The sequence below is a fragment of the Oligoflexus sp. genome (assembly GCF_035638955.1).
Classification (GTDB): domain Bacteria; phylum Bdellovibrionota_B; class Oligoflexia; order Oligoflexales; family Oligoflexaceae; genus Oligoflexus.
Genome location: NZ_DASQYZ010000493.1, coordinates 1 through 13,460, shown reverse-complemented (window position 1 = coordinate 13,460; position 13,460 = coordinate 1). Strand labels below are relative to the sequence as shown.

The 13,460-nt window shown below is 53.3% G+C and carries 12 protein-coding genes; 7 read left to right on the top strand and 5 right to left on the bottom strand.

Annotated elements, in window-relative coordinates; all coding sequences use genetic code 11:
• Both VE954_RS40215 and VE954_RS40210 read left to right on the top strand, forming a co-directional pair.
• The coding region (locus tag VE954_RS40215) for an FAD-dependent protein (protein ID WP_324963848.1) at window positions 1–557 on the top strand (557 nt) is incomplete at its 5' end.
• Between the two features lie 11 nt (window positions 558–568).
• Complete coding sequence (locus VE954_RS40210; RefSeq protein ID WP_324963846.1) at window positions 569–1,693, top strand: hypothetical protein; 1,125 nt, start codon at window positions 569–571, stop codon at window positions 1,691–1,693.
• Here VE954_RS40210 and VE954_RS40205 read toward each other — a convergent pair whose 3' ends face one another.
• Together VE954_RS40205 and VE954_RS40200 are read right to left on the bottom strand one after the other, a co-directional pair.
• Window positions 1,694–2,689 carry a hypothetical protein gene (locus VE954_RS40205; RefSeq protein WP_324963844.1) on the bottom strand — a complete coding sequence of 332 codons (996 nt, stop codon included), beginning with the start codon at window positions 2,687–2,689 and terminating at the stop codon, window positions 1,694–1,696.
• A gap of 146 nt (window positions 2,690–2,835) precedes the next feature.
• Complete coding sequence (locus VE954_RS40200) at window positions 2,836–3,114, bottom strand: YheU family protein (protein WP_324963841.1); 279 nt, start codon at window positions 3,112–3,114, stop codon at window positions 2,836–2,838.
• Between the two features lie 50 nt (window positions 3,115–3,164).
• On the opposite strand from VE954_RS40200, the gene VE954_RS40195 reads away from it, so the two are divergent.
• Window positions 3,165–3,674 carry a GAF domain-containing protein gene (locus VE954_RS40195; RefSeq protein ID WP_324963839.1) on the top strand — a complete coding sequence of 170 codons (510 nt, stop codon included), beginning with the start codon at window positions 3,165–3,167 and terminating at the stop codon, window positions 3,672–3,674.
• Between the two features lies 1 nt (window position 3,675).
• Here the strand turns inward: VE954_RS40195 and VE954_RS40190 are convergent, their stop codons facing one another.
• Window positions 3,676–5,043: a class I SAM-dependent methyltransferase gene (locus VE954_RS40190; protein ID WP_324963837.1), complete on the bottom strand. Its 1,368-nt coding sequence runs from the start codon at window positions 5,041–5,043 to the stop codon at window positions 3,676–3,678.
• A 59-nt stretch (window positions 5,044–5,102) separates the two neighbouring features.
• Window positions 5,103–5,552 (bottom strand): hypothetical protein, encoded by a 450-nt coding sequence (locus tag VE954_RS40185; protein WP_324963835.1) that lies wholly within the window; start codon window positions 5,550–5,552, stop codon window positions 5,103–5,105.
• Window positions 5,553–5,804: 252 nt separating this feature from the next.
• On the opposite strand from VE954_RS40185, the gene VE954_RS40180 reads away from it, so the two are divergent.
• The 4 genes from VE954_RS40180 (at window position 5,805) to VE954_RS40165 (ending at window position 12,328) form a co-directional block, all read left to right on the top strand.
• Entirely contained in the window at window positions 5,805–6,224 is a 420-nt protein-coding gene (locus tag VE954_RS40180; RefSeq protein ID WP_324963833.1) for an acyl-CoA thioesterase, read from the top strand.
• Between the two features lie 86 nt (window positions 6,225–6,310).
• On the top strand, window positions 6,311–7,243 hold the full coding sequence (locus VE954_RS40175; protein ID WP_324963831.1) for a ComEC/Rec2 family competence protein: 933 nt from the start codon (window positions 6,311–6,313) through the stop codon (window positions 7,241–7,243).
• 385 nt (window positions 7,244–7,628) lie between these two features.
• Window positions 7,629–10,595: an alpha-amylase family glycosyl hydrolase gene (locus VE954_RS40170; RefSeq protein ID WP_324963829.1), complete on the top strand. Its 2,967-nt coding sequence runs from the start codon at window positions 7,629–7,631 to the stop codon at window positions 10,593–10,595.
• Between the two features lie 257 nt (window positions 10,596–10,852).
• Window positions 10,853–12,328, top strand: coding sequence for a LysM peptidoglycan-binding domain-containing protein (locus tag VE954_RS40165; RefSeq protein WP_324963827.1), 1,476 nt, complete (start codon window positions 10,853–10,855; stop codon window positions 12,326–12,328).
• Between the two features lie 60 nt (window positions 12,329–12,388).
• Here the strand turns inward: VE954_RS40165 and VE954_RS40160 are convergent, their stop codons facing one another.
• Complete coding sequence (locus VE954_RS40160) at window positions 12,389–13,204, bottom strand: YecA family protein (protein WP_324963826.1); 816 nt, start codon at window positions 13,202–13,204, stop codon at window positions 12,389–12,391.
• Window positions 13,205–13,460 lie beyond the last annotated feature (256 nt).

The window sequence follows — 13,460 nt, the reverse complement described above, 5'->3', positions numbered from 1 at the left end:
TGAGCTATCATGCGCGAAACAGTGGCTTCGCCAATGCCGCTGTCGTCGTTAATGTGACGCGCGAGGATTTTTATAAAGGCCATCCGCTGGACGGCATGCATTTCCAGGCCGCTATTGAAAAAGCTGCCTTTGCCGCAGGCGGTGGGAATTATTTCTCGCCAGCGCAGCGTCTTACCGATTTTCTGAAGGGTCGCGACAGTAAAGGCACTCTGTCATCCAGCTACAAACCGGGTGTGACCAACTCCCGTCTGGATCACATTCTGCCTGAATTCGTGGTCAACAGCCTGCGTGGGGCTCTGACAGAATACAACAAACGCATGCAGGGCTTTTTGAGTCCTGAAGCGATCGTGGCCGGCGTTGAAACCAAAACGTCGGCACCCATCGTGATGTTCCGCGATAAGGGTCTGCAATCTGAAAGCCATCCCGGCATTTTCCCTGCTGGAGAAGGCGCGGGCTTTGCCGGCGGTATCGTCTCGGCAGCCCTGGATGGCGTGAAAATAGGTCGTGCTGTCATCGAAAATGCACTGGCTGAGCAGCTGCTCGTCAGTCTCCACTGAAAGGATGACTTATGATGCGTGCCTCCACGGCAATCCTCTCGGCTCTGATCATGGCTCTTCCCGCGCCTCAGGCCTGGGCCTGGGGTGAACGCGGACACAATGCGATCGCTCGCGTCGCCACGCGCCTCGTGGCGCAAAACAAAGATCCTGAAGTGGCCGCATTTGGTGCCCTTCTGCAAAAACGCGAGCACATGCTCGGTCACCTCTCCAACGTTCCTGATATCGTATGGCGTTCCGCAGGTCCCGAAATCGAAGCTTCGAATAATCCGAGCCACTTTGTGGACCTGGATTATATTCTGCCTGAAAATCGAAAGTTGAATGCCAAGGATGCGCCAGCTGATTTTGAAGCCTATAAGAAAGCGGTCCTGGCGAACTGCAGTAAAAAAGAATTGAGCTGCGCTCCGGGTGAAACCGAAGCGGATAAAATCAGCAAAGCCGGTCATGCTCCGTTTCGCATTCAGCGTCTGAGCCAGGATCTGACGAAAACCTTGGCCGATGTCAAAAAACTGGAAAACGATCCCAAAGCCAAACCGGAAGAGCGCACCGCGCTGATCGATCAGGCCCTGCTCTATACCGGGATCATTGCCCACTTCGTCGGTGATTTGGCGAATCCTCATCACACCAGCGCTGACTATGACGGCTGGCATAACGATCAGGGTGGTCTGCACAGTTACTTCGAATCCGAGCAGGTCGACGCTCAGAACCTGGATCTGGAGCAGTCGATGTTCGACCTGGCACTGAAGGACCAACCGGCCCAGCAGATGTTCGGTAAAAATGCCAAGGACCCCCTGCAGATGGCCTGGGACCTTACCATTGCCAGTCACGCACGCGTCGACGCCCTGCACGAACTGGATCGTAAACACTCCCTCTTGAAAAAGAGCAACAAGACGTTACGGACCAAAGCTCAACGCAAACCGTCGAAGCTGGTGGCGCGTGAATATCGTCAATTCCTAGTGGAACGTTTGAGCGTAGGTGCGGACGCCCTGGCCACGGTTTGGATCGCGGCCTGGGATGCTGCGGGCCGTCCGAAGCTGCAGGGCTATCAGAGTTATAATTATCCGGTGAAGCCCGATTTTATTCCATTGGGATACGTGGCACCGGTGGTGGCGCAGACAGCGGCTAAAACCAATCTGTGATCAGGCGATTCGTTTTGGCTCTTCACGCAGGGCGAAAAGGGGCTTTTTCTCGGTCGAGAAGAAATGCAGACTGGAATAGCGGGTATGCCGATCTTTGGGACTCGCTGAGACATCAAAGATCCCGATGAACTCCGAACGTTTTTCGGGATCCACATTGACGATGAATGCATTCACCGATGCAAAACAAAAATAGAGACCAAGCCCGGCGCCGCCGGTGTCGTTGGTCAGGTTTTGCACCTTTTCCCGATCAGCGCCGAAGCAGTGAACCAGGAATTTCTGCAGCGTATCCCAGGTGATCGCGCCGAATGGATCCGAGATCGAAACCGCCAACTTTTCGCCATCACAGGCGAATTCCATCCGAGCCGCCTGCTTGGGTTTCAGAATCACCCGATTTTTACGCGACAGATGATTATAGAGTGACTGCCCATCCGCGTCGCGTGGAGCATCATAGATAGCGTTCATCAAAAGTTCTTCGCAGAAGAGTTCGACCGCCTGAACCACAGTATTGCGCAGATGAAAGCGGCGACAGAATTCCACGATCGCTTCGATATACTCACCGCGTTCCGCAGAATCGCGGATATGGAAAACTTCCGATTGCGTGCCGAAGCTGAGGTAATGCTTCACCCCGAAAATATCTTCACCGTGCAGAATCTTGCGCACGGTGCTGACGATGTCACGGAGCTTCAGGCTGCCATCACTATTCTTCGCAATGATATTGGTGGCTGGAATCTCGGGCAGCAAAGGCGAGAGATCTTCAAACTTGGAATTCGTAAGAAGGATGACCGGAGTTTGGATGGTTTTGCCGGTCATTTCCTGACGAACGATGTCGTGGAATTCCAGAGCATAAACAAGGAGGTCATATTTCGCGGCACGCAGGGCCTGCACAAATTCTGCCGCGTCGGCAGGAATGATGCAATGACACGAAGCAACCGCGAGCATCCTGCGGATATCGCGGGAATTCTGTTTTGTATTGTCGTAAAACAGAACTGTTTTCATTGGCCTGCCTTTATTGTGCGGATCAACCCGCCAGCCGTCCCCCCATCTCTTCCCGTATTCGGAGCCCGGGAGCGAAACTTGAGATAGGGCCCCTGGCAGCCCAGAAAATCCAATAAAGAGCATAAATATCAATTGATTAAGTAAAATTAAAAATCCGTGCCCAGTTCATTAGACGGCACCGGGCTGGTCGGGGCTCCCCCTTTTTGCAAGGACCTGAAAGCTTCGCGCGACAAAATATGGCAGGTTTCGCTGACTTCGTCGAAAACCAGCACGGCCTGGCCACTTTTCAGCTTACGACGTATCCCTTCGACCTTGTCTACCATATCTGGGTTAGATTGGCCGTAATCGGTTCCTTCCCGGCTGATAAACTCTTCAATCACGCGGGTTAAGGTCTCCGCATCCAGTCGGTCCACGGGAATTTGCATAATAAAGACCTTTCTTTTATAACAGGCGTCGACCCTATGAGGAGACCATCATGCTTGACGCCCTTCCCCTGCATGCCGACGCCGCCAGCAAACGAGAGCATTATAGCGATGTGTTGGCGAGCATAAAAGCTTTGCTTGAGAATGAAACCGACTGGGTCGCGGCCATGGCCACGGTCGTCTGCGAGCTGCATCAGAGTTTTGGATACTATCACTGGACTGGCTTTTATAGGGTCGTGCGGGATCAGCATCTGAAAATCGGGCCGTATCAGGGCACGCACGGCTGTCTGGATATCCCTTTTGCTCGCGGCGTATGCGGGGCGGCTGCGCGCACAGGACAGACTCAACTGGTCCCTGACGTGGAAGCCTTTCCCGGGCATATAGCCTGTTCCAGCACCACCAAAAGCGAAATTGTGGTGCCGGTGTTCAATCCCCAGGGCCAACTTCTGGCTGTTTTTGACGTGGATTCGAATGATGAGGCAGCATTTGATGAGGTGGATCAGGAGCACCTGGAGGCGATCATGGCCTTTTATGGCCAACGTTTCCCCTCCATGCCCCGCTGATCTAAAAGTTCACGTGGCGACCGCGGCCTTCCACAAAGCGGCTGAACATGCGTTTAAGCATGGGGAGCACGTCCTGCGGCGGCAGTTCAAAGGTGGGAGCCATCACTTCCGCGATCTGCCGCAGACTCTTCTGGCCGTCAACCTGAGACAAAACCTGGGTCAGCGTTAAATTCACAATCATCTGCTGCTGCATATCAGCTTGAATCGGTACCGACATGTCGGTATCCGTCAACCAGTTCGGCAGCGCGGTATACTTGGGCCCTGCATCCACTTCCTTGACCTTGCGCGCCAGGAAACTGAAGACTTTTTCGTGCCGCTGCTGGCAACTCGAGGGCGAACGCAGGTACGGAATCAGGTTCTCGCGGACCTGCAAAACTTCAAACCCGCTTTCCTCAAGAATCTCTGGAATCTCATCACGACTGTAGCAAAGATGCTGAAGGCGATGATGGAAGACAGTGGAACCGAAATTGAGCCAGCGAGCACCGGGCTTCAGGATACGGTTGAGCTTTTTCGCAAAACTGCGGAAGTCCTGCGGAATGATATCAATCAACCAGGGCGTGAGCAAAGTATCGATGCTCGCGGATTGAAAGCAGGGATCCATGGCATCCGCCATCAGACAGGTAAAGCCACTTTTCAAAGTCTCCGGCGCGCGGCATTTCACGCGATTGGCGACAGCCTTGGCATCGATGGGGGCAATGGGAAAATCGTAAAGATGGAGATTGCGGCCCGCTAGCATGCGCTCGGCAACGAGCAGATAAAAGGGATTGATATCGAGGGCAATGGTATCACGCCCACCCAGGCGCCTATGAATGTCATAGGCGAGGCGGCTCGGTCCCGTCCCCAGGACCAGCATGGTCCCCAGCGGATGTGGACCCAGCATGGCAGCCAGCATATCTTCGCAGATTTGATTTTCCTCTTCGCCCCAGCCCCAGTCGCGCAGCACGTTTCCATAGTAACCCATGAGCTGCTGGGATTCCGGCAAAGGGGTCTGGGCCGCCAGCTGCTGTTCATAGCTTGGGCCACCCCCCAGCAGCAAGGGTTCAAAAAGTTTTTCCAGTTCACGATGCTGTTCAGTTTTGGCTTGAATCAGAGCCTGCAAACGTTCTCTGGTCTTTGGCAAAAGATCCAGGAGTTTGAGTTCCATTTTGAGATTTTGGATGTCTTCCTGCAGCTGCTGCAGATAAAAGCGGAAGCGTTGGGTCCAATCAGCCTTCCACTCACCGGCGTGGGCGAAAATCCAGGGAAAATCACCCCAAACGGGAAAACTGGCTTGGCAGGATTGGCATTGCAGAGCGTCCTTGCCGTCTTTGACTTTTCCTGAACAGACGGGACAGCTCAACTTTTCAGCTAATGCTTGAAATGCGCCCATACAATGCCTCGTGATTTTTTTTCATGATAGCATGGGCGCCGTTCAGGCCGGTATGGAATTTATATTTTTCGTTTCCCGATTTTCGGTGTTTTACCAAGGGCCGTCACGTGATGAATCAAAAGGCGTGGAAAAATTTCATCGGCATTGGCGTTAAACGCCTTGGGATTGCGAATGGCCAGTTCACGCAGACTGAACAATTGGACTTCTTTGACAGCCGACCAGCCTGCGGGCAGATCGTCAAAGATCAAATCACCTTCATGCCCGAGGGCCGTCAGCGAAAACTGAAAAAGACTGATTTCCTGTTTGGTCCGATTATAGATTTCCACAAACGCGGAACCAGATTCTTTGGGCAGGTGCAAGATCATCAGCACATGCTCGCCGCCACCCGTGTTGTAAACGTCCTTATGCGACGTAAAAACTTTCGCCACAGGGACTGCGATAGGAGCCGCATGGGCTGCGGCCACCGGGCCCAAAACCAGACCCATCAAAATAACGATGAGCTTTTGCATACGAGACTCCTTATTCAGCCCTCCCCCATGGAGGGCTCCACGGATATCCATACCTGAAGTCAGACCTGGACCCTGGCACCCGCTTTCGGCTTTTTACAGTGAAACAGGGGTTCAAGCCGGTTTGCAGCCGTCGCGCCGAAATACAGCCAGGATGGCAAGCAGGATTCACAACCTGGTTTCAACTCGCTTGGAGGGGCGGGACTCGGTACACTGCGCGATCATTGGGTCTTTGGCGTCGCAGGAGTTCGACCTATGGAATCGGCACAATATCATTTCACAACCGTAGTCCAGTCCTCGATGGTGGATGGGCAGGGACATTTGAATCACGCATATTACTTAACTGTTTTTGAAGAGGCGCGTTGGGACATTTGCTTAACGCAAGGCATGACCTTGGAAAAAATGCATGCGCGCGGTATCGGCCTCGTGGTGATTGAAGCCAATATTCAGTATCGGCGCGAGGTGCGGGCTGGCGATACACTCCATATTAAAACCCGCTTTCTGGATGTGCATCGCAAGATCTGGCGCGTGGAACAGACGATGGAGAATGCCGCAGGAACTGTCTGTTCCATGCTGCAGTTGAAGGGCAGCATGTTTGATCTGAAAGAGCGAAAAATCTTGCTCGCAGACAGAGAATGGCAGGCCGTGTTCCTCGGCGAAAGATTACAGAATTAACTCGCGGAAAATTTAATAAACCTTCGCTTGTTTTTTCTCCCTTGAGCTGTCAAACAACTTAGTTAGAAACAAAGGGAGAACAAACGATGTTGAAACTGATGGGACGCTGCCTGCTGGCAGCGAGTCTCGGTGCGTCCTTGCCACTGGCAGCCGGCATACCGGAAAACCGACCTCTTTCACCGCAATGCGCGTCCAGGTCCAAGGATCCTGGCGAGGATTTTTCAAAGTATGGTTTGAAGATTCTTTCGCTGTGGGTCAGTCACGGCGATGCCACCCTCTTCTATCTGCCCAACGGCGAGGTGGCCCTCGTCGACAGCGGGCAGGATTTTGCGGTGCGGGATTATCTGATTCCGTTTCTGCAGCAACACGGCATCAGGCAGCTGGATTATTTTATCGTCACGCATTATCACGGCGATCATTACGCGGGAAAAATCGAAAAGGACGGAAAAATTTATGTCGGCTATCGATATGATGAATCAAGCCCGCGCATACCAGTGAAGAATTTCTGGGATAATCGCACCTTCAAACGCGGCGACGAATTCAATTGGGGCGGCGCTCGCATGTTTGTCCTGAATTCGCTCCACACCAACGAATGGGCGGATGACGAAAATCATCGTTCGCTGTCCTTTCGCCTCGAATACAACGGCTTCACCTATGCGATCGGCGGCGATATCTACGCCCATGAGCAGGAACGTATTTTAAAAGACTTTCCCGAGCAGGTGCGGGTCCATGTTTACCGCACCAACCATCACATGCATGGATCGACCAGCTGGGATTACTTGAAGGCGAGCGATCCCGTGCTCTTCGTCACGTCCGCAGAGCAGGCCGTTTATGAACGCGAGGCTTACACCAAAGTTCTGTTCGGCGTCATTGATCAGTTCCGCACCGGCGGCTCGCGTTTTCTGGAAAATCTGCTGACATTGGAGAAAGGCAACATTCTCGTCGGTGCCAATAGCGATAGCGACTGGAGTTATGGCTGTCATGCGTCCGGCCAATCCATACGAGCCTTGCAGCGTTGAAAGAGGAACCCGGAGTGCCGCTCACAGAGCGGTGCTATCTCGTATTCCAAACCACGGAAATGTCGGAAGCACACCCTCCCTGCTCAAAAAAATGTAAAGAATCCTCGCGACATGCCGACGGCACCCCAGCCGCTCTGAGATATATGAAGAACCGAGTACACACGCCGCGCAGTTTCCCCCATGACGACCTTAAAGCCCGTTCGGCTGCCTTATTCACCGTGCCCATCTCTTTCATGAAAGCGAAGCATTCGGACTGTCGACAAAAGTATTTTTTGTTGCGCCGTGGAAGGCCTCGAAGAATAATGCGCGCTAGCCTGAAAACTTGACCTTACACGCGTATTCCGTCTGTGAGGAATGTTTTGTCAGTCACTTAAGGGGGACTTTCATGAAACTGACCAACGTCATCGCATTCCTGGGGTGGATCGGCGGCTTTACGTGTCCGGCCGCGGCAGTGCCGGTCATCGCCGCTCAATCGGAACTGGTGATCCAAAGTCTGGCGATCGATTCCATCGAGGAATGGCCAGTCGCCGTGGATAAGCAGCAGCGTTTGCGTGCCATGGCCTTGCTGGCTGATGGAAAAAAAATGGCTTATGATGGCCGCGTACGCTGGTCGACAACCAGTGATCGGATCGAAGTCACGGACAACGGTTATGTCACCGGACTTCAACCCGGCAAGGCACAGGTTTCTGTCACGTCGCTGGATGATCCGGCTTTAAAAGCGTCGTTGGAAATTGAAGTGCGTAAGGAACCTGTCTACGTATATTTTCAAGCCCCAAAAAACTGGAGCAAGGTGAACGCCTGGTACTGGTATCTCGACGGCAAGGCCAATATCAATGGCACCGATGAAAGCGGACGGCCACACAATGCCATCACCACACCATCCCAAGGCGCATTTCCTGGACCGGCCATGCAACCTGTCGAAGGCATGCCGGGCTGGTATTTTATAGCGTTGCCGCGCTGGGACGATCCTATCTATGCGGGAAAAAATCTGGTCAAGCAACCCATCCGCGTGGTCTTCAGCAATCCGGATAATGGCGAAAAAACGCGCGACTTCGCCCACTTTGATGGCTGCTTTCTTTCGTATAATCGCTATCTCCGCGGCAATGTCATCGACGGCCGTTGGGATGGTCCTCTGAATTGTCCAGCCTTTCCCAAACGTCTGCGTGTGATTGCCGAAGGACGCGGGGGACCTGTTTGGGGTCAGCAGGGTTTTGTGGATTTACTGACCTCGGGCACCCCAGCCGCCACCACCCGTTTCACGGTGGATGGTTCCGTGGCCGCGCTTGAAAATGGCACTGAATTTCCCGCCAATGCCTTGATTCTGGATAAACAGTTCGACAGCCAGGGGCAGGCCTTTGTCTGTGCCTACGCGCAGGATAAACGTTCTGCAAGGGCGGTGGATGAATGCTTCCGCTTCTATCGTCCCGCTGCGGATACCGCCACCAACTTCCCAGGGCTTGGTGCCACGTACAAGGAAGCCGCCACGACGTTTGCCATTTGGTCTCCCGATCGCAACAGTGTCGAGCTGTGGCTGGATGGACAGACCATTCCTATGGGCTATATCGGCAACGTCATCAATCAACCCGGCGTCTGGGCGGTGACGGTTCCGGGCAATCACAAACTGAAACGCTATCAGTATCTGCTGGATGATGTGGCGGTTCGCGATCCCTACTCCGTGACGGTGGAACCAGGCACCGACTTCAGCATCGTCCTCGATCCGGGACGTATTACGCCGAAAGATGGCTGGGCCCCCACGCCTCCCCTCGCCCAGCGCGAAGACACCATCGTCTATGAACTCAGCGTCCGCGATTTTACCAGCGATGCGAGTTCAGGCGTCAGTCCAAACAATCGGGGTAAATTCACCGGTTTGGTCGAACCGGGAACCTTCCTGTACAAAGGCCAGAATACAGCCAATGCCAATATCAAGACCGGCATTGAACATCTTGAGGAGCTCGGCGTCACGCACGTGCAGCTGATGCCGGTTTATGACTTTGCCACATGCGGGAAGAAAGATGTTCGCAATGGTCCTGACTGTTATAACTGGGGTTATGATCCTGAAAATTTCAACGTGCCTGAGGAACGTTACTCCAACACCCCAACGGACTACGAAAATCGCGTGCGTGAATTCCAGACCATGGTCAACGAACTGCACAAAGCGGGTATTCGCGTGATCCTCGACGTGGTTTATAACCATACATGGATGCGCCCATTCCGTGAGGCGGATGAAGGTGAAAAATACTTTGGGGATATTACCGGCAAGTATTTTCTCTTTGATCAGGATGGCTTTGGTTATCAGCTAACCGGAACGGGCAATACGATCGACCCCAAAGACCCCATGGTGAACAAATATATTCGTGATTCGCTCGAATACTGGGTGAAGACTTACAACATCGATGGTTTCCGCTTCGACGTTGCCGGGGTCTTTGACTACGCAGAAATCACAGATTGGATGACTTATCTCTATGAGCGTTTCCCGGACAAACAGATCCTCGGTTATGGCGAGCCTTATACGGCGCTGCCCGATCCGGATGGGAATCACTACCGTCTGTCGAATGCTCAGAAAATGGTCAATGCCCAGGGACAGAAAGCTCAGTTCGGGGGCTTCAACTTCCCCTATCGGGAGGCCATCAAAGGCAATAACGATTCAGGGTACGGCGGGGGCTACGCCTTCAATGATACCTATAACGCGACAGCTATTATCAACGGTTTGCGCGGCTCCCTTGGCAACGATGATATCTATCAGTCGGCGTTTGCCGACGATCCGGTCCAGACCATCAACTACGCGACCTCGCATGACAACCTGAATCTTTTCGATAAAATCAACGCCTGGGCCGGGATTCAGACCCTCCCCGTAAGTTTGGATTACAAAAAGCGTATCCAGGCTTTTACCAATTCAATCATCCTGGTTTCCCAGGGCATCGCTTTTCTCCACAGTGGCGAAGAATTTGCGAGGACCAAGGGCGGCATCCCGGACTCGTACCAGGCCGGCGACGCCATCAACCGGGTTCATTGGGAGCGCAAAGCCGAATTCAAGGATCTCTTCGATTTCCATAAGCAGATGGTGAGCCTCCGTCGTCGCTTCGCTGGACTACGGTTGCCCACAAAAGACGAGATCGATCAGTCCCTGTCCGTGAAATCATTGGGCAATGGGCTGTTTGAGCTGAAGGTCAGTCCCAACGGCAAAAATCGTTCCGAGCTTCTTATACTTATGAACTCGGGTCCCGAGCGCGAATATTATCTGCCATCAGGCGACTGGAACCTCGCCATCGAGCAGGGCCGCTTAACCCAGGAGCGCAAAGTGTCCGGCCGGGTGGCCGCTGGCGGGACCGCTCTGACCTTCTTTTACCGGTAACCCTTCCCCCAGGGGCGCCGATTGCGGCGCCCTTAAAACACCCCAGTCTAATGAGCCAAACCAAATAACTTCTTGTTTTACCAAGTTTGACTAGGTAGTCTCTCCCTGCAAAACGGCGGAAGCTGTGGTAGTATGGAGTCATCTCATTCCTCTGATCTGTCGCCTCGCTCGACCAGGCAGGGGAACTACTATTCAGATTTGCGCTCATCCAAAGTCTCTAGCGACTTGTCGAGCCTTACTCGAAACAAGGGGACATCATGAAGCTTAAAAACCTTAACCCTTTGTTCCTTTCTTTATGCGTCGCGCTTCCGTATGGCTGCTCGACGACCTCGCATAAAGAAGAGAGCATTGCCACAGCTGAAGTTGAAAATGACGACGGCTCCGTTCAACCGGAAGTCGAGCCAGTCGAAATCGATGAAGCCCTCGACGACGAAGGTTCGAAATCGACTGAGAACGTACCGGAAATCGGGACCGAGGAAGATGAAATCAACCAGGCCCTGAAAAACGGTATTCCCATCGAATTGAATGATAGGGTCGAAAAGTGGATCGACTATTTCGTCAATAAGAATCCCGAGGCGTTCCAACGCTTCATGGATCGTGGGCAACCCTACAAAAAAATGGTAGTGGCCATGCTGCGCGATCGCGGCATTCCCACCGAGCTTTATTACCTGGCCATGATTGAGAGTGGATTTGTGCTGCACGCAAAATCCCCGATGTCGGCGGTGGGTTTTTGGCAATTTATTCCAGCCACCGGTCGCCGCTATGGACTGCGCGTGGATAATTATGTCGATGAACGCCGTGACCCCCGTCGGGCGACGATCGCGGCCGCGATGTACCTGTCCGACCTGAATAACGTGTTCGACTCATGGTATTTGGCCCTCTCCGCTTACAACGCGGGTGAGATGCGCATCATGAATGCGATCATGCGCGGCAAGTCCCGTGATTTCTGGCAGCTGGTCAAGGACAAGCAACTGCCATCCGAAACGATGGACTACATCCCCAAATTCATGGCCGCGTTCCTGATTGGCACCAACCCGGAAAAATATGGCTTCCGTCGTCCAACGGCCGAACCCAATGAAGATCTGGTGGCTGTGTCCGTGCCCTCGCCTATTTCTTTGACCACGATTTCGGAATATGCCGGCGTGCCTTTGGTCACGCTGCAGCTGACCAACCCGCACCTGAACAAGGGCGTGACACCCCCTGGTACCCAAAACTATAAAATCTGGGTTCCCAAGGCGTTTGTAAACACGATCCAGGAAAATCAGGAACGTTTGGCCACAGCCCGGCTGAATATTTCCACCAAAGTTGCCGCTGTTGAAAAAGTTCAAAGCAAGCACCAGCAGCATCCCCAGGAGCAGAAAGTCAGCTCACGCAAGTTTCATCGTGTGAAGCGCGGCGAGCACCTGGCGATGATCGCCGATAAATACGGCATGACAGTGGGCCAGCTGAAAGTTTTCAACCGTCTGACCAGCAGCAGCATCCGACCCGGCATGAAGCTGAAGATCAAAGCTTCGGAGATTGCCGACGCGGGGAGCAGTTCCAAGGAAAAGATCCAGGCTTTGGCCTCGGTCGATAAAAAAGGTTCAGGAACCTACCGCGTTCGTCGCGGTGACAATCTGAACGAAATCGCCAAGCGCTTCGGCATGAGCGTTCACTCTTTGAAGAAGATGAACAAACTCCGCCGCACGGATCTTCGCGTGGGCCAGGTCCTCCGAGTCGCAAAAAACAGTTAAAAAGCCGACGTCAAAGAAGAAAAAAGGCAGGGATCAAACCCTGCCTTTTTTATTGTTGTTTTAACGTTCCTCGTCTTCACCGTCCTCATCATCGTCTTCCTCCTCATCGTCTTCGTAGGATTCTTCGAGGACCTCGTCCAAAAGATCAAGATAAAGACCGATGGTAAAGGCTTCCTCCTGATGCAGGAGAGCTTCGTCGATGGACTTGCTGCCGGTTTTTTCCAGGATTTCCACGCGCAGATCGGTCACATCCTCTTTGCAGCGCTCGGGCAAGGCAAAGGGCCCGACCGTCAGCGGACGTATACGACCTTTGATGGGCAGCATGATCGAGCCGATAATGATTTCGCCTGGCTTCAACGTCTGTGATGCCGTGTCCTCTTCGACCGTCAGCGTGTTGTCCTGCATCAGGTCCTGGAGCTTGAGCGATCGACCGGAGTCAACTTCAAGGACCTCAAAGAACGACAGAGGGCGACGGTTGGAAGCCTGAAGAATATCCAGTTCCAAGGCGCTGGCGTTTTCCGTTTTCATGAAAACTTCGGCCACAGTCTTATTCATAGGCGCTTGAGGCGATGGCTTTTGGTCGCCGGCTTCAATCACCCAGTTGAAGAGGAACCACGGAATAAACAGGAGATTCAAGGGGTCTTCGGGATCAAAGGCCACTTCAGTCAACTCATCCAGGAACAGCACCCAGGCCTGCTCGATCGCGTTTTCACCGAAGGCTTCTTCAGCAAACGGTAGCATGCGTTCCATGAGGGCTGCTTCCGCTTCCCGGAACAAAACGTCGTCCGAACGGGTGGCGGATTCTTTAACAAAGCAGCATTTCTTATACTTTTCACCGCTGCCACATGGGCATGGGTCGTTGCGTCCAGCTTTCATGGTTCCCTCCCAAACAAAGGGCCACCATAATGACTATTTCAGGCGGATGCCAGCGTTTTAAGCCAGCATACGCCCACTGTTGATGCTTTTATTGCGGCAGGATCATCTTGAACTTGGTATCGATCGCCTGCTGGATTCCCGTGGTATAGCTGACGCCATCAAACTCGCAGTGCCCACCAGCACCCTGGATATTGACCGTTTGCAGCTTGGCCTGCTGATCGCCGGATACGCCCGCCGAGGCCGTTGCACCTTTATA